The organism is Lutibacter oceani, from assembly GCF_003384935.1.
In the GTDB taxonomy this organism is placed as follows: Bacteria; Bacteroidota; Bacteroidia; order Flavobacteriales; family Flavobacteriaceae; genus Lutibacter; species Lutibacter oceani.
This window is the reverse complement of record NZ_QTTQ01000009.1, coordinates 877,169-898,050: the sequence shown is the minus strand read 5'-3', so window position 1 is coordinate 898,050 and position 20,882 is coordinate 877,169. Positions and strand designations below refer to the sequence as shown.

The window sequence follows — 20,882 nt, the reverse complement described above, 5'->3', positions numbered from 1 at the left end:
TTCTTAATTAACTTTCATTTTGACGACCAAAAGAAAAATATATTTTGCTTCCGATCAACATTTTGGAGCTCCAAATATAGAACAAAGTAAAATTCGCGAACAAAAGTTTGTTGGTTGGTTAGATTCAATAAAAAAGGATGCTGAAGTAATTTTTTTGTTAGGTGATCTATTCGATTTTTGGTTCGAATATGAAAAAGTTGTACCTAAAGGTTTTGTAAGGGTTTTAGGAAAACTTGCAGAATTAAGAGATGGTGGAATTCAAATTTATTTTTTTGTTGGAAATCACGATCTTTGGATGAAAGACTACTTTGAAACCGAATTAAATATTCCAATTTACCACAAACCAACTGAATTTAAGTTTAATAATAAAACCTTTTTAATTGGTCATGGTGATGGTTTAGGGCCTGGAGATAAAGGCTATAAACGTATGAAAAAAGTGTTTACGAATCCTTTTTCAAAATGGCTTTATAAATGGTTACATCCAGATATTGGTGTTAAATTGGCGCAGTATTTATCAGTAAAAAATAAATTAATTTCAGGTAAAGAAGATGTTAAATTTTTAGGTGAAGAGCATGAATGGTTGGTTCATTATTGCAAAAGAAAATTAACTAAAAAACATTACGATTTTTTTATTTTTGGACATCGCCATTTACCTATGGATATTCAACTTTCAGAAAACTCAAAATATATTAATACCGGAGATTGGATTTCACATTTCACCTATGGAATTTTTGATGGAGACCAAATGGTGTTAAAATCTTATTAAACCTAGTGTTTTAGGTTATTTTTTAACCAATTTTTAACAAGATTTAAAAAAATATTTATGCTATTTGCATTGTGTTATAAAGCATGTTAAATTCACGCGGTAAAAAACTATAAAAATGATTGAAGAAAATAACATTTCGATAGATATAAAAGCTATCAATGAAAAAATTGAAAAGGAAAGTGCATTTGTAGATTTGTTAATAATGGAGATGAACAAAGTAATTGTTGGTCAAAAACATATGATTGAACGATTACTTATTGGTTTATTGGGAAATGGACACATTTTGTTAGAAGGAGTTCCTGGGTTAGCAAAAACTTTAGCAATTAATACACTAGCTAAAGCTGTTCATGGTGATTTTAGTAGAATTCAGTTTACTCCAGATTTATTACCAGCAGATGTTATTGGTACCATGATTTATAGCGTAAAAGACAATGATTTTACAATTAAAAAAGGTCCAATATTCGCAAATTTTGTGCTGGCAGATGAGATTAATCGTGCGCCTGCAAAAGTACAATCAGCATTGCTTGAAGCCATGCAGGAACGTCAAATAACTATTGGAGACACAACTTTTAAGTTAGATGAACCATTTTTAGTAATGGCAACGCAAAACCCTGTTGAACAAGAAGGAACTTATCCATTACCAGAAGCTCAAGTTGACCGTTTTATGTTAAAAACTGTAATTGACTACCCTAAATTAGATGAGGAACAGTTAATTATGCGCCATAATTTAATGGGGAGTTTTGGAACTGTAAATTCTGTAGCTTCTTTAGATCAAATTAGAAGAGCCAGACAAGCTGTAAAAGAAGTATATATGGATGAAAAAATTGAAAAATATATACTTGATATTGTTTTTGCAACGCGTTACCCTGAAAAATATAACTTACCAGATTTAAAAGGATTAATAAGTTTTGGAGCTTCACCACGTGGAAGTATAAATTTAGCAATGGCAGCAAAATGTTATGCATTTATTAAGCGTAGAGGTTATGTAATTCCTGAAGATGTTCGTGCAGTTGTACATGATGTTTTGCGTCATAGAATAGGAATAACATACGAAGCCGAAGCTGAAAATGTATCTTCAGAAGATATTATTAATCAAATAGTTAATGAAGTAGAAGTGCCTTAGAGAGTGTAATGGTTTATTAGTTGAAGGCTTTAAAAACTTTTCAACTTTCAAACTTTTCAACTTTCAAATTAAAAAACATGGATACTAAAGAAATACTAAAAAAAGTTCGAAAAATTGAGATTAAGACACGTCGTTTGTCTGATCATATATTTTCAGGCGAATATCATAGTTCGTTTAAAGGGCGAGGTATGACTTTCTCTGAAGTTCGTCAATATCAATACGGAGATGATGTAAGAGCAATTGATTGGAATGTTACTGCACGTTATAACGAGCCTTATGTGAAGGTTTTTGAAGAAGAGCGTGAATTAACAATGATGCTTATGGTTGATATAAGCGGATCTGAATTTTTTGGTACAACACAACAATTTAAAAAAGATACTATTACTGAAATAGCTGCAACATTAGCTTTTTCAGCAATTCAAAATAATGATAAAGTAGGTTTATTGCTTTTTTCTGATGAAATGGAATTGTTTATTCCTCCAAAAAAGGGAAAAAGTCACGTACTTAGAATTATAAGGGAGCTTATTGAATTTAAACCAAAAAGTACTAAGACAAGTATTAATGAAGCGCTAAAATTTTTATCAAGTGTTATGAAAAAGAAAGCCATAGTTTTTGTGCTTTCAGATTTTATGGATACACATTATGAACATACCTTAAAAATTGTTGGTAGAAAACATGATGTTACGGGTATTAGAGTTTTTGATAAACACGATGTTTCAATTCCAAATTTAGGAATGGTACCCATGTTAGATGCCGAAACAGGAAAAACAATGTTGGTAAATACAGCTTCAAAAAATGTTAGAAGAAGCTATGAAGCATATTACAAAAAATCGGTAGATTATTTTGAAAAATCTTTTACCCATAGTGGTGCCGGTACAATAAGTTCTCGTATTGATGAAAGTTATGTAAAAAAATTATTAGGATATTTTAAACATAAAGGTGCAAGGTAGCAAGTGAATTTTATAATGAAGAAACAGTTATTTTATATATTATATTTTATTGGTTTAATAGGATTTGCTCAAGAAACTCCCGTTTCTATTTCAGCAGATACCACTAATATTAGAATTGGAGAACAAATTCAGTTTAAAATTTCAGTTAATCAAACAGCTAATGTAGTTTTCCCGGAATTAAAATTAGATAGTTTGGGAAAAATTGAGGTTGTTGAGGCTTTGGCAGTTGATACTCTAAAAGAAAAAATTGAAAAAAAATATGTATTAACCAGTTTTGATAGCGGACAATATATAATACCACAACAGCAAGTTATAATTAACAATCAACAATTTTTAACAGATTCTTTACTAGTAAATGTTGCTACAGTAAAAGTAGATACTACTAAGCAAAAAATGTTTTTAATTAAATCCATTAAAAGGGAACCTAAAACTTTTGATGATTACAAACACTTATGGTGGTGGGCTATTCCTATTTTGTTATTGTTTGCAATAATATTGTATTTCATTTTTAGAAAGAAAAAAGAAAAAGCTATTCCAAAAATATATGTAGCGCCAATTCAGGAGGCATTACAACGTCTTAAGGAGCTAGATGAAAAGCAATTATTACAACAAAATAAAATTAAAATCTATTATTCAGAGTTAACTAATATTGTTAGAACTTATATTGAAAAGGATATTAAAATTCCAGCTTTAGAATCAACAACAAACGAGTTAATAGAAACTATAATTGACTTTAACGAATCCAGTAAATTAGGAATTTCAAAAGAAACAATTAAGCAACTTAAACAAGTATTGCAAAGTGCCGATTTAGTAAAATTTGCTAAGTCCAAACCAATTATTGATGAAATAAAAAGTGACAGAACAATTGTTGAAGAAATACTGAAAAATACCCAAACTGCGGTTCATATTAATGACTTAAAACAACAAGAAACCATTGATAAAAATAACGAAATTGTTATTGAAGCACCAATTGAAAAGAAAAGCACATTTAAAAAGTATTTAATTATTTTCTTAATCTTAATTGCTTTGGGCATTGGTGCTATAGGTTATTTTGGGTATAAATTTGTAAAAAATAATATTTTAGGAAAAACTACTACTGAAATGATGGAAGAGCAGTGGTATAAAGCCACATATGGTTTTCCTAAAATCACCATGGAAACACCAGAAATTTTAACAGTTCAATCTGTTCAACTACCAGACAATGGTGTATCTACAATTGGTGAATTTTCAATTTATACATATGGAAGTCCAATAAGTAATTTTTACGTTGCAGTTTCTACAACAAATTTCATAAAAGAATTAGATGAAATGGACTTAGACGTTGGTATGTCGGGAGCATTAAATGCAATGGAAAAGCAATTAAATACCAGGTTTACAAATATTAAAAAGAAGAATATTAATATTGATGGAGTTCGTGGTAAAAAAGCAGAAGTAGAATATAAAAGGTTGAATGAGTCCACTCAATTAAAAGAAGATTATAAATTAACAATGTTGTTTTTTGCAGATAAAAAAGGAATGAGACAAGTATATGTGTCTTCATTGTGGAGTGATGATTCTGCCGAAAGTGTAGTTAACAGAATAATAAAATCAGTATCATTAAAACCATAGTTATGTGGCAGAATTTTGAATTTTTACATCCGCAGTTTTTATGGTTATTAGTTTTAATACCATTTTTGGCTATTTGGCTTTATTTGGTTCGAAAAAATGATAGCGCTACATTAACAATTGCAAGTACAAAAGGTTTTGAAGTTAAACCTTCAATAGTAGCCAAATTAAAACCCTTATTAAATGTATTAAGGCTGTTGGCATTAACATTACTAATAATTGCATTGGCGCGTCCACGAAATGTTTCGGTTAGTAAACGTACCAAAACAAATAAAGGAATTGATATTGTTATGGCAATTGATGTTTCAGCAAGTATGTTGGCACGTGATTTAAAACCTAACAGATTAGAGGCACTTAAAAAAGTGGCTACAGATTTTGTAAATCAACGTCCAAATGATAGGATAGGAATTGTAGTTTATGCAGGAGAAAGTTTTACGCAAACTCCAATTACCAGTGATAAAAGAATTGTACGAAATACCATTTCAAATATAAAATGGGGAGATCTTGATGGAGGTACAGCTATTGGAATGGGATTAGGCTCGGCAGTAAACAGGTTAAAAGAGAGTAAAGCTAAAAGCAAGGTAATAATTTTATTGACTGATGGTGTAAATAATACTGGTTTTGTTGATCCTAAAACCGCAACCGAATTAGCTGTTGGATTAGGAATAAAAGTTTATACAATTGGATTAGGAACTAATGGAACAGCTTCATTTCCATATGCTAAAGACCCAAGAACAGGAAAATTATTATTTAGAAGTTCACCTGTTGAAATTGATGAAGAATTATTACAATATATAGCAAAGGAAACTGAAGGGAAATATTTTAGAGCAACCGATAACACAAAGTTAAAAGCTATTTATGAAGAAATAAATAAGTTAGAAAAAACTGAAATTGAGGAATTTAAATATTATAATTATCAAGAAAAATATAGACTTTTAGTGCTTTTAGCAGGCTTATTAATTGTAATTGAAATGTTTTTAAAACATACGGTATTTAAAAGTTTTATATAAAGAAAATGGCATTCCTGTGAATGCAAGAATGATAAAAGACTTGAGAATTAGAAGAGTAGTTAAACTAAAACAAATTAATTTTCCCCTTTGGGGAATTAAAAGGGGCTTATGTATCAAATAGAAGAACCAACATATTTTTTATACTTAACAATTATTCCAGTAGTATTTGTGTTGTTTTTATTTGTGTTTTGGTGGAAAAAACGAAAACAAAAGCAATTTGCAGATACAGGTTTAATAGATAAATTAAGTCCAGAAAAATCTACATTTAAATCGTTTTTAAAAATTATTGCTATTTGTTTGGGACTCGCTTTTTTGGTAATATCCTTAACAAACCCAAAAATGGGAACAAAGCTTGAAACTGTTAAACGAGAAGGAGTTGATATTGTCTTTGCTTTGGATGTATCACGAAGTATGTTAGCTGAAGATATTGCTCCGAGTAGATTAGAAAAAGCCAAACAAATTATAACAAGAGTTATTGAAAAGTTAGGAAGCGATAGAATTGGAATTATTATTTATGCTGGAAACTCGTACCCATTGTTACCAATAACAACAGACCATGCTGCAGCAAAAATGTTTTTGCAAAATGCAAATCCGGATATGGTTTCAAGTCAGGGAACTGCTATAAATGATGCTATTGAAAGAGCTCTTTCCTATTTTGATAATGAAGAACAAACCAACCGCTTTTTATTTATTGTTTCGGATGGTGAAGATCACGAAGAAAATACAGTTTCTTTGGCCCAGGATGCCGCAAAACAAGGAATAAAAATTTATACTGTTGGTGTTGGTTCAGAAAAAGGTGGTCCAATTCCTATAAAAAATAATGGATCCGTTATAAGCTATAAAAAGGATAATAAAGGTGAAGTTGTTATAACCAAAATGGTAGAAAATGTTTTAAGAGATATTGCAAACCAAGGAAACGGGAAATATATTAATGGAAATAAAACTCAAGAAACAATTGATATTATTGAAGATTTATTATTAAAAGCTGAAAAAAGTGAATTTGAAACAAAAAAATTTGCAGATTATAAAGATCAATTTCAGTGGTTTATTGGTTTAGGATTGTTATTTCTTATTATAGATGTATTATTGCTAGAGAAGAAAACAAAATGGATTCAAAAGTTAAATTTATTTAATCAAACTGAAAAGAATGAAAAATAGATTATTCATATTATTTTTATGTTTTACTAGTTTGGTTTTTTCTCAACAAGAAAATGCCGAAAAATTAGAACGTGAAGCAAGAGAGGATGTTAGAGAAGGAAACAAGTTATACAATCAATTAAAATTTGATGAGGCTGAAGTTGCTTATAAAAAAGCCTTGGCTAAAAACCCGAATTACCCTAAAGCTTCTTATAATTTAGGAAATGCAATTTATCAGCAAAGTAGAAATAAGGAAGCTGTTGCTCAATTTGAATTAGTTGAAAAAACTGCACCAGATAAAATGAGTAAGGCAGAAACGTACCATAACATGGGAAATGCTTTTATGAATGAAAAACAATATGATAAAGCAGTTGAAGCCTATAAAAATTCAATGAGAAATAATTCAAAGGATGATGAAACTCGTTATAATTTAGCAATGGCTCAAGAATTGTTAAAAGACCAACAAAATAAGGATAATAAGGACAATAAAGATAATAAGGATAACAAAGACGATAAAAAGGACGATAAAAATAAAGACCAAAAAGATAAAGAAGGAGGAGACGACGAAAAGAAAGAAGATAAAAAAGACGAAAAAGATAAAGGAAAAGATAAAGAAGATGAAAAAGGTGATCCTAAAAAGAATGATGAAAAGAAAGATGAGGATAAAAAACAAGATCAAAAACCACGCCCTAATCAATTGTCTCCAGAGCAAATGAAACAGTTGTTAGAAGCAATGAATAACGAAGAAAATAAAACTCAGAAAAAATTAAATGCTCAAAAGGCAAAAGGCAAAAAAGTTAAACAAGAAAAAGACTGGTAATTGAAATGAAATTAATGAAGTTTTACATAGTAACTATTTTATTATTTACTTCGCAAGTGTTTTTTGCTCAAATAGAGTTTAAAACAAATGTGAGTAAAAACAAATTAGGTGTAAATCAACGTTTTAGAATTGAATTTACGGTTAATAAACAAGGTGCAGACAATTTTAAGGCACCGCCTTTTACAAATTTTAAAGTGGTTGGAGGTCCAAGTTCATCTGTAAATCAATCTTGGATTAATGGTAAAGCCAGTTATGCTCAATCTTATATTTATATTCTAGAACCAAAAAAAGAAGGTGAATTTATAATTGCACCAGCGTCAATTGAATATAACGACCAAATTGTAAAATCTAATTCGGTAAAAATTAGCGTTTTAAAAGCGGTAGAAATACCAAAAGATCCTAATAATCCGGAATATGTAGCACAGCAAAATATTCATTTGGTTGCTGAAGTTTCTAATTTAAATCCTTATGTTGGTGAAGGAATTTATGTTGTATATAAGCTTTACGTAAGCGAAAATATAAGTGTTAACGATTGGAGAGTTAGTGAGTCTCCTCAATATAATGGCTTTTGGAACCAGGATATTGAAGTAAAAGATATCAATGTTAAAAAGGGTAAATACAATGGTGAAGACTACCGTTATATTATTTTAAAAAGAGCAGTTCTAATTCCTCAAAGAGATGGGAAATTAAAAATAGAACCAATGAAAATGGATTTTTCAGTTGGAATCCCAACCGGAAGAGGTGATTTTTTTGGTAATATGATTACCAAGAACATTAATTATGCTGCTGAATCTCCAATAAAAACGGTAAATGTTAAAGCCTTACCTGAACAAGGAAAACCAATTGATTTTTCTGGTGCTGTAGGTGAGTTTGAATTTAAAGTTACCGCTAATAAAAATGTGCTTAAAGCCAATGATGCTGCACAATTAAAAGTAGAAGTTTCAGGAAAAGGGAATTTAAAATTGTTTGAAATTCCTAAAATTACAACCCCTACAGAATTAGAAGTTTACACACCAGAACATAAAGAACAAGTAATAACATCATTAAGTGGTTTACGGGGAAGTATTTCAGACATTTATACGGTGGTTCCGCAATTTAAGGGAAAATATAAAATACCTGAAGTAACTTTTTCATATTTTAATCCAGTTGAAGAAAAATATAATACAATAAAAACGGAAGCAATTATTGTTGATGTAACCGAAGGAAAAGAATTGCCTTCAACTGCTAATAATGTAGCTGTTACTCCAAAACAACAAGTGGTTACAAATGGTAATAATTTTAGATTTATAGCTTTAGATACAAATTTAAAACCTAAAATAAAATCACAGTTCTTAAATTCAAACTTGTTTTATTTATTACTGTTCTTACCATTTTTGGCGATTCCAATAGGAATACTAATTGGCAAAAAACGTGCAGAACGTGCTGGTGATGTGTTTGGTAATAAAATAAGAAAAGCAGATAGATTGGCGAAGAAATATTTATCTGAAGCAAAAAAACAATTAGGAAATCAAGAAGCATTTTATATAGCGTTGGAAAAAGCATTGCACAACTTTTTAAAAGCAAAACTTCAAGTAGAAACTTCTGATATTTCAAAAGAAAAAATTTCAGAAATATTGAAGGAAAAAAATGTTGATTCAGCTAACATTAAACAATTTGTAGAAGTTTTAAACGATTGTGATTTTGCACGATATACACCAACAACCAATGTGATGATGGAGCAAGAATTTGAAAAAGCAAAAGAAGTAATAACCACTATAGATAAACAGTTGTAATATGAAAAAAATAATTTACATAGTTGTATTGCTTTTTAGTTTAGTTGCTTATTCACAAGAGGCTGATAAGTTATTTGCTGAAGGAAATACATTTTATAAAGAAGAAAATTATTCTAGAGCAGTTGGTGTTTATTTATCAATTGAAGAGCAAGGTTTAGAGTCAGATGAGTTGTATTTTAATATTGCAAACTGCTATTATAAAATGAATAAAGTTGCACCAGCAATTTATTATTATGAAAAAGCATTAAAAACAAACCCAACTAATGAAGATGCAATTGCAAATTTAGCATTTGCAAAAAGAATGACTATTGATGTAATTGAAGACTTGCCTAAAACTTTTTTTCAACGTTTTTCAGCATCTATAATTCAAAAATTACCTTTTGATACTTGGGCAATAATAGCAGTTATTGCTTCATTTTTAGCTTCACTTTTATTTTTATTATATTATTTTTCATCTTCTTCAAAAAAGAAGTTATTTTATTTTAATACGAGTATTTTAGCTGTTTTTGTTTTAATTACCAGTGTAATTTTTGCTTTTAATAACTTTAAAACTGTTCAAAAAAATAGGGTTGCAATTATTTTTGTGCCTAAGGTTGAAATAAAAAATGCACCTTCTATGAGTAGTGATGATGTTTTTGAATTACACGAAGGCACTAAAGTTATTGTTTTAGATGAACTTGATAACTGGAAAAAAATAAAAATAGCCGATGGTAAAATTGGCTGGATTTATACAAATGATTTAAAAGAAATTTAAGATTTCTTTAATGACAATTGAATTCGTTTTCTGGCTATATCAATCTCTAAAACTTTTACAATTACCTGCTGATGTAAACTTACAATTTCAGTAACATCACTTACAAATTTATCCGATAAATTTGAGACATGTATCAAGCCACTTTCTTTAATTCCAATATCAACAAAGCAGCCAAAATTGGTAATATTATTTACAATTCCCGGTAATAATTGACCTTCATGTAAATCAGAAATTGTTCTAATATTTTGATTAAAAGTGAATACTTTTGCTTTTTCACGAGGATCTAATCCAGGTTTTTCTAACTCTGAAATAATATCTTTTAGCGTGGGTAAACCGATGGTTTGGGTACAATATTTTTGAAGTTCTATTTTTTGAAGCAACTCTTTATTTCCAATCAAATCTGATACGGTACATTTTTCATCTTTTGCCATTTTTGCGACTATATTATAACTTTCCGGATGCACAGCAGAATCATCTAATGGGTTTTTAGCATTTTTAATTCGTAAAAAACCAGCACCTTGCTCATAGGCTTTATTTCCTAAACGCGGAACTTTCTTTATGTCATTTCTTGAAGTAAACGCACCGTTTTCATTTCTATAATTTACAATATTCTCCGCTAATTTTGATCCAATTCCTGACACATAACTCAACAAAGAAACACTCGCTGTATTAATATTTACACCTACGGAATTCACACAACTTTCTACAACCGCATCCAACGAATTTTTTAATTTAGTTTGGTCAACATCGTGCTGATATTGCCCAACTCCAATAGATTTTGCATCTATTTTAACCAATTCAGCCAAAGGATCAGCCAATCTTCGCCCAATAGAAACCGAACCACGAACGGTTACATCATAATTAGGAAATTCGTCACGCGCAATTTTTGAAGCCGAATAAATACTCGCCCCAGCTTCACTTACAACAAATACCTCAACATCCTTATTAAACCGCATTTTTCGAATTAACTGTTCCGTTTCACGAGATGCAGTACCATTTCCAATAGCAATGGCTTCAATTTTATATGCATCAACCAACGAATTTATCTTTTTCATTGCGCCAATGGAATCGTTTTTTGGAGCGTGCGGATAAATAGTTTCATTATACACTAAACCACCTTGCGCATTTAAGCAAACCACTTTACAACCCGTTCTAAAACCCGGATCTATAGCCAAAATTGTTTTTTCACCTAAAGGCGCACCTAACAATAATTGTTGTAGGTTTTTTGCAAAGACTTTTATAGCGCCTTCATCTGCTTTTTCTTTTGAAGTATTTAATATTTCGTTGGATAAGGCAGGAAATAATAGCCTTTTGTATGCGTCTTGGATGGCTAATTTTAATTGCTTTGAACAGTCATTATTTGATCGGATAATTCGATCTTCCATTTTTTCCAATGCACGCTCATTGTCTATTTCAATTTTTACACGAATAAAACCTTCTTTTTCTGCTCTTAAAATTGCTAAAAAACGATGTGAAGGGCAGCGATTTAAACTTTCAGACCAATCAAAATAATCTCTAAATTTTTGTGCTTTTTCATCGTTTTCTTTCGTTTTTACTACTTTGGTATTTATAGTAGCAAAACGCTCTAATTGATAACGAATGTTATTTCTAATATCTGTACGTTCATTAATCCACTCGGCAATAATAAATCTAGCACCTTCTATAGCAGCGTCTTCGGTTTCAACTTCATTAGTTATATATTTTGAAGCTGTATATTCCAAATCGTTTACGCGCTGACTCATTATCATTTTAGCCAGAGGTTCTAATCCGTTTTTACGAGCAGTTTCAGCCTTAGTCTTGCGTTTTTTCTTATAAGGAAGGTAAATATCCTCTAAGGTTGTTAAATCTGTTGTAACATCAATTTTTTGCTTTAATTCATCTGTTAAAACTTTCTGTTCTTCTAAAGCTTTTAAAATTGTGTCTTTTCGTTTTTCTAACTCCTCAAATTGCGTTTTATATTTTACAATTTCTCCAATCTGAACTTCATCTAAATTTCCTGTAAGCTCTTTTCTATACCTTGAAATAAATGGAATTGTACAGTCTTCATTTAAAAGTTGAATGGTATTTTCTATACCTTTTGAAGGAAGATTTGTTTGTGATTTTATAAAATTTAATAATTGCATTTTAAAAAGTTTGAATCCGAATTTAACAAAAAACCCTGAAACAAGTTCAGGGTTTAAAATATATTTTTTATTGAGTTTAACTCACCTGCTCTCCATTAGCAACTGAATCATTTTCTGGTTCAATAAAAGCCAATTTCCCATCAGGTGTATCAGTCATTAAAATCATTCCTTGACTTTCTACTCCTCGTAATTTTCTTGGTGCTAAATTCACTAAAACCGTAACTCTTTGCCCAATAATATCTTCAGGTTTAAAACTTTCTGCAATACCAGAAACTATGGTTCTAACATCAATACCAACATCTACTTTAAGTTGTAATAACTTTTTAGTTTTTGGTACTTTTATAGCTTCAATAATAGTTCCTACACGCATATCTAATTTGGTGAAATCATCAAATTCAATCGTTTCTTTTTGCGGCTCTATAACTTTCGTTGAAGCTTCATTTGCCAATTTTGTTGCTTCTAATTTATCTAATTGCGCTTGAATTTCTTGATCTTCAATTTTTGCAAATAACAATTGTGCTTTTCCAATTTGATGATTTGCTGCAATCAGTTCTTCCGTTTCAGCTATTGAATCCCAAGCGATGTTTTCAGAAATATTTAAAATTTGGTTTAATTTTTTAGAAGTAAATGGTAAAAAAGGCTCACAAACAACAGCTAATCCTGCAGCAATTTGCAATGCAACATACATAATTGTTTTTACACGTTCTGGATCCGTTTTAATTTGTTTCCAAGGCTCTTCATCAGCCAAGTATTTATTACCCAAACGCGCTAAATTCATTAATTCTTGTGAAGCTTCTCTAAAACGATAACGCTCAATTGAACTTGCTATAATTGAAGGGAATTTTCTTAATTTTTCTAATGTTTCATTATCAACATCAGAAAACTCGTTTGGTTCTGGAATAACCCCTTCATAATATTTATTGGTTAAAACTACTACCCTATTAATAAAATTTCCAAAAATAGCCACCAATTCGTTGTTATTTCTAGCTTGAAAATCTTTCCAAGTAAAATCGTTATCTTTAGTTTCTGGCGCATTTGCCGTTAATGCATAACGTAAAACATCTTGCTTATCAGGAAAATCTTGTAAATATTCATGTAGCCAAACTGCCCAATTTTTAGATGTTGAGATTTTGTTTCCTTCCAGATTTAAAAACTCATTAGCTGGTACATTTTCAGGTAAAATATAACTTCCTTCAGCTTTTAACATTGCAGGGAAAATAATACAGTGAAATACAATATTGTCTTTTCCTATAAAATGTATTAATTTGGTGTCTTTATCTTTCCAATATGGTTCCCAATCTTTTCCTTCGTGTGCAGCCCATTCTTTGGTTGAAGAAATATATCCAATAGGTGCATCAAACCAAACGTACAATACTTTTCCTTCTCCACCTTCAACCGGAACTGGAATTCCCCAATCTAAATCGCGTGTTACAGCTCTTGGTTTTAAACCGTCGTCTAGCCATGATTTTACTTGCCCTAATACATTTGTTTTCCAATCGTTTTTATGCCCTTCAACAATCCACTCTCGCAACCATTTCTCGTATTTATCTAATGGTAAATACCAATGTTTTGTTACTTTAGTTGTTGGTACATTCCCGGTAATTGCAGATTTTGGATTGATTAAATCTGTAGCATTATGACTTGTTCCACAACTTTCGCATTGATCTCCATAACTTTCTTCATTTCCACATTTTGGACACGTTCCAACTACAAATCTATCTGCTAAAAACTGGTTCGCTTCTGCGTCATATAATTGCTCTGAAGATTCTTCAATAAATTTCCCTTCATCATATAATTTCTTAAAAAACTCTGAAGCTGTTTCGTGATGAACTTTTGCTGAAGTTCTTGAATAATTATCAAAAGAAATTCCAAAATCCTCAAAAGACTTTTTAATAATTGCATGGTATTTATCTACAATATCTTGTGGAGAAACACCTTCTTTTTTAGCTTTTAACGTAATAGGAACTCCGTGTTCATCAGAACCACAAATGTATAGCACATCGTTTCCTGTATTACGCAAATAACGTGCGTAAATATCAGCTGGTACATAAACACCCGCTAAATGCCCAATATGAACCGGTCCGTTAGTATATGGTAATGCGGCTGTAATTGTATATCTCTTTGAATTGCTCATCAAAATTTGTTTAAGAAAGTGCAAAAATAAGGATTGTTTATTAGAAAAGTGAATAGTTAATTGGCTTTTCGTAATTTGCAATATGATTTATTAAATTTTAAGATGATTCAACCCACATATTTACAAAAAAACGATACAGTTGCTATTGTTTCAACAGCGAGAAAAATTTCATTAAAAGAAATTCAACCTGCAATTAATTTATTAAAAAATTGGGGATTAAAAGTTGTTATTGGTAATACTATTGGTTTTGAAGAAAATCAATTCGCAGGAACTGATGAACAACGAATTACTGACTTTCAAGAAATGCTAAATAACCCAAAAATTAAAGCAATTTGGTGCGCTCGTGGAGGTTATGGAACTGTCAGAATTATTGATAAATTGGATTTTACTGAATTCAAAAAAATTCCAAAGTGGATTATTGGGTATTCAGATATTACCGTTTTACACAATCACATCCATAATTTTGGAATTGAAACATTACATGCTACAATGCCAATAAATGTTTCCAAAAACTCCGAAAAAGCATTAGCATCCCTAAAAAAATGTCTTTTTAGCAATACAATTTCTTATAAAATCAATTCCTCAAAAGATAATAAAGTAGGGAAAGTTTCAGGGGAATTGGTTGGTGGAAATTTATCTATTTTATACAGTTTGTTAGGAAGTAATTCAAGTATTAATACAAGTGGGAAAATATTATTTATTGAAGATTTAGACGAATATTTTTACCATATAGATAGAATCCTGATGAATTTAAAGCGCAATGGTTATTTTAACAATATAAAAGGCTTAATTGTAGGGGGAATGACGGATATGCGCGACAATACGATTCCGTTTGGTAAAACAGCTCATGAAATTATATTGGATGCTGTTTCTGATTTTGATTTCCCTATAGTTTTTGATTTTCCTGCCGGACATTTAAATGACAACAATGCATTAATATTTGGGAGAAAAATTGAATTAAATGTTGATGAACATACATCAATAATTTCTATTGTTTAATTAAATTTTAAAATGAATTATAACAAATGAGCAAATCTGAAAACTTTTTTGAAAAAGTGTATGAAGTAGCTAAATTAATACCTTATGGACGTGTTACCAGTTACGGTGCAATTGCAAAGTATTTGGGTGCTGCACGTTCAGCTCGAATGGTGGGTTGGGCAATGAACGCTTCACATTCTATGGAAGAAGTTCCTGCTCATAGGGTTGTAAATAGAAAGGGGTTATTAACTGGAAAGCATCATTTTGACGGTACTAATTTAATGCAGCAATTATTAGAAAGTGAAGGTGTTAAAGTTAGTGATTATCAAATTCAGGATTTTGAACATGTTTTTTGGGATCCTTTTAAAGAATTACCCATAAAATAATTCAACTATTTTACTGTAACATCAACTGCATTTCTTTTTAAAACAAGTCTTTTTATATTCATTAGAACTCTGTATCTTTGTTGTTTAGAATGATTTTATATAAAGAATATGGCATATAGTAAAAAAGATATTACAAAAGCACTTGAAACCATTACTGCGCCTGGCGAGGGGAAAAGTTTAGTTGAAAGCGGATCAGTTAAAAATATTGTTACTTTTGATAAGGAAATAATTATAGATGTAACCATTGGGAATCCAAGTTTACAAGCAAAAAAGAAAGTTGAAGTTGAAATTATGAAGGTTCTTCATCAAGAAATTGATGTAAAGGCAGATGTAAAAGTAAATGTAACTTCTGATGTTAAAAATGAACCTTTTAAACCAGAAAAACCAAAAGTACCAGGTATACAAAATATTATTGCAATTGCCTCTGGAAAAGGTGGTGTAGGGAAATCTACAATTACATCAAACATGGCTATTTCATTGCAAAAAATGGGTTTTAAAGTAGGTGTTTTAGATGCTGATGTGTATGGGCCTTCAACACATTTAATGTTTGATGTTGCAAATGCAAGACCATTATCTATAGAGATTGATGGACGATCAAAAATGCAACCTGTTGAAAGTTATGGTGTAAAAATATTATCATTAGGATTTTTCACAGATGCAAACCAAGCTGTTATTTGGCGTGGCGCAATGGCTTCAAAAGCATTAAATCAAATGATTTTTGATGCACATTGGGGCGATTTAGACTTTCTTTTAATTGATTTACCTCCAGGAACAGGAGATATTCATTTATCTATCGTTCAATCAGTTCCAGTTACTGGAGCGGTAATTGTTAGCACACCACAAAATATAGCGTTGGCTGATGCAAAAAAAGGTGTAGCAATGTTTAAACAAGAGAATATTAATGTACCTGTTTTGGGTATTGTTGAAAATATGAGTTATTTTACTCCTGCGGAATTACCTGATAATAAATATTATATCTTTGGAAAAGATGGTGCAAAAAATTTAGCAGAAGATATTGATACTGCATTTTTAGGGGAAGTTCCATTAGTGCAAAGTATTAGAGAAGCAGGAGACGTTGGTCATCCTGTAGCATTGCAAAATAATACTCCATTAGAAAACGCCTTTAGTGAAATAACAAAAAACACCTTATCTCAATTAGTAAAAAGAAATACAGATTTACCACCAACTGAGGTTGTTAGAATTACAACTATGAGTGGATGTAGCACAAATTAATTACATATATGAATTCAGAAGAACTTAAAATTAATGTAGAAACTGCTTTACAAGAAATAAGGCCTTATTTGGAAGCAGACGGAGGTAATATTTCTTTAGTTGAAATTACCGAAGATACTGTAAGTGTACAATTAGAAGGTGCTTGTTTAGGTTGTTCTGTAAATCAAATGACTTTAAAAAATGGTGTTGAGGCTACTATTAAAAGACACGCACCACAAATTAAAAGAGTTATTGAGATAAACGGAATTACATTTTAATTAAATTTCACATTAAAAATTACGATTTATAGTTTTAATGTAAGCTTAACTTTTAAATGTTCGACTTTTATTATTTTTGGAACAATAATTGCTTTTTTAATACTGAATTATTATCAATTAAGTAAATGAAAAATTATTTATACATACTATTCTTTTTTATTTCGGTACTTTCATTTAGTCAATCTGTTAAAATTGAAAATGAAAATACTGAAACAAAACTTGCTTTTAAAGGTGGAGAATGGTTAAAGTTTAGAATAAGTTATAGTAATTTTTTAAATGCGGGTTATTCCACAATTGAAGTAAAAGATACCAAAAACAAAAGCTTAGAAGCTTTTCATATTACAGGGAAAGGAAAATCTTCGGGATTTATGAGCTTGTTTTTTAGCGTAAAAGATGATTATCAAACATTTATGTACAAGGAATCTTTGAAGCCTTATAGATTTATTAGAAAAATAGATGAAGGAGGCTATACAAAGGATCAAGAAATTCTGTTTGATTATAGTACAAATGAAGCTACTGTTAAAAACTACAAGCACAATACTGAAACAAAACATCCAATTAGTAGTGATATACAAGACATATTGTCATCTTTATATTTTTTAAGAAATCAAAATTTAAATAATTTAGAAATAGGTCAGGAAATTGAATTACAGATGTTTTTTGATCAGGAAATTAATAATTTTAAACTTCATTTTTTAGGGAAAGAAGTTATTAAAACAAAATTTGGAAAAATTAAAACACTTGCCTTTAGGCCAATGGTACAAGCAGGACGGGTTTTTAAAGAGCAGGAAAGTGTTACAATTTGGATTACGGATGATAAAAATAAAATTCCACTTCGTATTAAAGCATCTTTAGCAGTTGGATCACTAAGAGCAGATTTAGATGCTTTTAAAGGTTTAGCACATCCATTTAACATTATTTTTGACAATTAAATTGTACTTTTGCGTTTTATTTTTTAATTCAATTAAAAAAAGATATAAACCGTTGAAAAAAATATTTACAATCCTATTATTGGTTTTACTTATTTCCTGTAAAGATGAAAAACCACAAGCTATTTTAACAACACCCCCAAAACCTAAAATAATACAAGAGTTTGGCTTTAAATTAAATAATTTTAAAGTAATTAATGATACTATAAAACCAGGTGAAAATTTCAGTGAAATTTTAGATAGAAATCATATAGAGTACCCAAGAGTATTAGAAATTGTAAATAAAATTAGAGACACCTTTAATGTTCGAAGAATAAAAAGTGGTATTCCATATACTATTTTAGCAAAAAATGACACTACAGAACAAGCGCAGGTTTTTATCTACCAACATTCAAAAGTAAGATATACTGTAATAGATTTTAGAGATTCAATTCCAACAGCATATAACGGAAAAAAACCGGTAAAAACAGTAATAAAAACAGCTTCTGGTGTAATTACAAGTCATTTGTCCGAGGCCATTGAAAGTCAGGGGTTAAGTTCTTATTTAACATATAAAATGGCTGATGATATTTATGCATGGACAATTGATTTTTCAAGACTTCAAAAAAATGATAAGTTCAAACTAATTTATGAACAATTATATATTAATGATACTATTCCCGTTGGTATTGGAGAAATAAAAGCAGCTTATTTTGAACATGGTGGAAAACCGTTTTATGCTTTTAAATATGTGGCAGACTCAATACTTAATATTCCTGATTATTTTGATGATGAAGCTACAAACCTGCGTCGTCAATTTCTAAAAATGCCTGTAAAGTTTAGTAGAATTTCTTCACGTTATAATTTAAAAAGACGTATTGCTTATTATGGTAATAAAGTTAGGCCACATAAAGGAACGGATTTTGCTGCTTCAATTGGAACCGAAATTATGGCTACTGCAAATGGAACTGTTACGGAATCTAGGAGAAAAGGAGGAAATGGAAACTATGTAAAAATACGCCATAATGGAACATATAGTACGCAATATTTACATATGAGTAGGCGAGCAGTTAAAGTTGGCGATGTAGTAAAACAAGGAGATGTAATTGGTTATATTGGAATGACAGGAAATACCGCTGGGCCACATGTTTGTTACCGATTTTGGAAAAATGGTGTTCAGGTTGATCCATTGAAGCAAAAACTACCTGCTGCTGAACCTATGAAAGAAAACATTAAACCAGTTTATTTTAATTTTATTGAATCAATAAAGCAACAATTAGATGCAATAGAATTTTCAACAATTAATAATGAAATTAATATTCCAGAAGAGGAATTAAACTCTTAAATCATGATGATGAAAAATGTAAACCCAACTGAAACCAATGCTTGGAAAAAACTTAGCAACCATTATAATACCGCAAAAGATCTTCACATAAAATCATTATTTAATAACGATACTAATAGAAAAAATAATTTTACAATAAATTTTAATGAATTTGAATTTGATTATTCTAAAAATAGAATAACTAATGAAACTTTAGAATATTTATTAGAATTAGCAAATGAAGCTGGTTTAAAAAGTGCAATGGATGCATATTTTTCGGGAAAAAAAATTAATGAAACAGAAAAAAGAGCCGTTTTGCATACTGCTTTAAGAAATCAATCTGATTCCGAAATTTTAGTTGATGGGAAAAATGTAATGCCTGAAGTTAAAGAAGCCTTAAATAAAATGGAAGCTTTTACTAATAAAGTAGTTTCAGGAGATTGGAAAGGTTTTACAAATAAATCAATAACAGATGTTGTAAATATAGGTATTGGAGGATCAGATTTAGGCCCGGATATGGTTGTTGAGTCTTTAAAATATTATAAAAACCATTTAAATGTTCATTTTGTTTCAAATATAGATGGAGATCACGTTCAGGAAGTAATTAAAAACTTAAACCCAGAAACTACTTTATTTGTAATAGTTTCAAAAACATTTACAACGCAAGAAACATTAACAAATGCTACAACCATAAAAAAATGGTTTTTACAATCGGCTTCAGAAAAAGATGTAGCAAAGCATTTTGTTGCAGTTTCAACCAACCTAAAAACTGTAAGCGAATTTGGGATAGATCAAGACAATATTTTTACAATGTGGGACTGGGTTGGCGGTCGTTTTTCACTTTGGAGTACTGTTGGATTAACAATAAGTTTGGCAGTAGGATTCAAAAATTTTAAAGATTTATTAATTGGTGCTTTTGAAATGGATGAGCATTTTAAAAATACTCCTTTTGAAAATAATGCACCAATAATTTTAAGCTTAATAGGAATTTGGTATACCAACTTTTTTAATTGTGAAACTGAAGTTATTTTACCATATTCACAATATTTAAGCAAACTTGCTCCTTATTTACAGCAAGCTATTATGGAGAGCAATGGCAAAAGTGTTGATAGAAATGGAAATAAAGTAGATTACCAAACGGGTAATATTATTTGGGGAAGTCCAGGAACAAATTCACAACATGCATTTATGCAGTTATTACACCAAGGAACTAAATTAATTCCAGCTGATTTTATTGGATTTAAAGAGTCGCTTTATGGTAATACAGATCACCATTCTAAATTAATGGCTAATTTTTATGCGCAAACTCAAGCTTTGGCTGAAGGAAAAACAAAAGAAGAAGCACATTTAGATTTAAAAACTCAAGGGAAATTAAATGAAATGGAAACCTTATTGCCTTTTAAGGTTTTTGAGGGGAATAAACCCAGTACAACTATTTTAATAGAAAAATTATCTCCTAAAACTTTAGGAAGTTTAATAGCATTTTATGAACATAAAATATTTGTACAAGGCATCATTTGGAATATCTATAGTTTTGACCAATTTGGTGTTGAATTAGGGAAAGAATTAGCGCATAAAAACCTGCAAAAAAATATATAAAAT

18 protein-coding genes are annotated in these 20,882 nt (G+C 30.1%); 16 read left to right on the top strand and 2 right to left on the bottom strand.

The window, feature by feature from the left end; translation table 11 throughout:
• Positions 1-19: 19 nt before the first annotated feature.
• The 9 genes from BX611_RS03995 (at position 20) to BX611_RS03955 (ending at position 9,937) form a co-directional block, all read left to right on the top strand.
• A complete protein-coding gene (locus tag BX611_RS03995) occupies positions 20-766 on the top strand; it encodes a UDP-2,3-diacylglucosamine diphosphatase (protein WP_115878293.1) in 747 nt (248 codons plus the stop codon).
• A 115-nt stretch (positions 767-881) separates the two neighbouring features.
• Positions 882-1,889 carry an AAA family ATPase gene (locus BX611_RS03990; RefSeq protein WP_162880035.1) on the top strand — a complete coding sequence of 336 codons (1,008 nt, stop codon included), beginning with the start codon at positions 882-884 and terminating at the stop codon, positions 1,887-1,889.
• Positions 1,890-1,966: 77 nt separating this feature from the next.
• Positions 1,967-2,839 (top strand): DUF58 domain-containing protein, encoded by an 873-nt coding sequence (locus BX611_RS03985; RefSeq protein ID WP_115878966.1) that lies wholly within the window; start codon positions 1,967-1,969, stop codon positions 2,837-2,839.
• 15 nt (positions 2,840-2,854) lie between these two features.
• Complete coding sequence (locus BX611_RS15010) at positions 2,855-4,447, top strand: hypothetical protein (protein ID WP_181897227.1); 1,593 nt, start codon at positions 2,855-2,857, stop codon at positions 4,445-4,447.
• 2 nt (positions 4,448-4,449) lie between these two features.
• Positions 4,450-5,454: a vWA domain-containing protein gene (locus tag BX611_RS03975; protein WP_115878291.1), complete on the top strand. Its 1,005-nt coding sequence runs from the start codon at positions 4,450-4,452 to the stop codon at positions 5,452-5,454.
• A 108-nt stretch (positions 5,455-5,562) separates the two neighbouring features.
• Positions 5,563-6,612: a VWA domain-containing protein gene (locus BX611_RS03970; RefSeq protein WP_115878289.1), complete on the top strand. Its 1,050-nt coding sequence runs from the start codon at positions 5,563-5,565 to the stop codon at positions 6,610-6,612.
• Entirely contained in the window at positions 6,602-7,411 is an 810-nt protein-coding gene (locus BX611_RS03965) for a tetratricopeptide repeat protein (protein WP_115878287.1), read from the top strand. Before BX611_RS03970 ends, BX611_RS03965 begins: the two co-directional genes overlap by 11 nt.
• Positions 7,412-7,425: 14 nt before the next feature.
• Positions 7,426-9,183 carry a BatD family protein gene (locus BX611_RS03960; RefSeq protein ID WP_317047872.1) on the top strand — a complete coding sequence of 586 codons (1,758 nt, stop codon included), beginning with the start codon at positions 7,426-7,428 and terminating at the stop codon, positions 9,181-9,183.
• Between the two features lies 1 nt (position 9,184).
• The gene (locus BX611_RS03955) at positions 9,185-9,937 is read left to right on the top strand and encodes a tetratricopeptide repeat protein (protein ID WP_115878283.1); all 753 of its coding nucleotides are present in this window, start codon (positions 9,185-9,187) and stop codon (positions 9,935-9,937) included.
• Here BX611_RS03955 and BX611_RS03950 read toward each other — a convergent pair.
• Positions 9,934-12,060, bottom strand: a complete 2,127-nt coding sequence (locus tag BX611_RS03950; protein ID WP_115878281.1) for a Tex family protein — start codon at positions 12,058-12,060, stop codon at positions 9,934-9,936. The genes BX611_RS03955 and BX611_RS03950 overlap by 4 nt on opposite strands.
• A gap of 76 nt (positions 12,061-12,136) precedes the next feature.
• Positions 12,137-14,194, bottom strand: a complete 2,058-nt coding sequence (metG, locus tag BX611_RS03945) for a methionine--tRNA ligase (RefSeq protein WP_115878279.1) — start codon at positions 14,192-14,194, stop codon at positions 12,137-12,139.
• Positions 14,195-14,296: 102 nt separating this feature from the next.
• Here metG and BX611_RS03940 point away from each other — a divergent pair, with 102 nt between their 5' ends.
• From BX611_RS03940 to pgi, 7 genes are all read left to right on the top strand, one after another.
• Positions 14,297-15,193, top strand: a complete 897-nt coding sequence (locus tag BX611_RS03940) for a S66 peptidase family protein (protein ID WP_115878277.1) — start codon at positions 14,297-14,299, stop codon at positions 15,191-15,193.
• A 26-nt stretch (positions 15,194-15,219) separates the two neighbouring features.
• A complete protein-coding gene (locus BX611_RS03935) occupies positions 15,220-15,558 on the top strand; it encodes an MGMT family protein (protein WP_115878275.1) in 339 nt (112 codons plus the stop codon).
• Positions 15,559-15,666: 108 nt separating this feature from the next.
• A complete protein-coding gene (locus tag BX611_RS03930) occupies positions 15,667-16,791 on the top strand; it encodes an Mrp/NBP35 family ATP-binding protein (RefSeq protein ID WP_115878273.1) in 1,125 nt (374 codons plus the stop codon).
• An 8-nt stretch (positions 16,792-16,799) separates the two neighbouring features.
• Entirely contained in the window at positions 16,800-17,048 is a 249-nt protein-coding gene (locus BX611_RS03925; RefSeq protein ID WP_115878271.1) for a NifU family protein, read from the top strand.
• 125 nt (positions 17,049-17,173) lie between these two features.
• Positions 17,174-17,980 (top strand): DUF3108 domain-containing protein, encoded by an 807-nt coding sequence (locus tag BX611_RS03920; RefSeq protein WP_115878269.1) that lies wholly within the window; start codon positions 17,174-17,176, stop codon positions 17,978-17,980.
• Between the two features lie 52 nt (positions 17,981-18,032).
• Positions 18,033-19,301 (top strand): peptidoglycan DD-metalloendopeptidase family protein, encoded by a 1,269-nt coding sequence (locus BX611_RS03915; protein ID WP_115878964.1) that lies wholly within the window; start codon positions 18,033-18,035, stop codon positions 19,299-19,301.
• A gap of 3 nt (positions 19,302-19,304) precedes the next feature.
• Positions 19,305-20,879: a glucose-6-phosphate isomerase gene (pgi, locus tag BX611_RS03910; protein ID WP_115878267.1), complete on the top strand. Its 1,575-nt coding sequence runs from the start codon at positions 19,305-19,307 to the stop codon at positions 20,877-20,879.
• Positions 20,880-20,882: the final 3 nt, after the last annotated feature.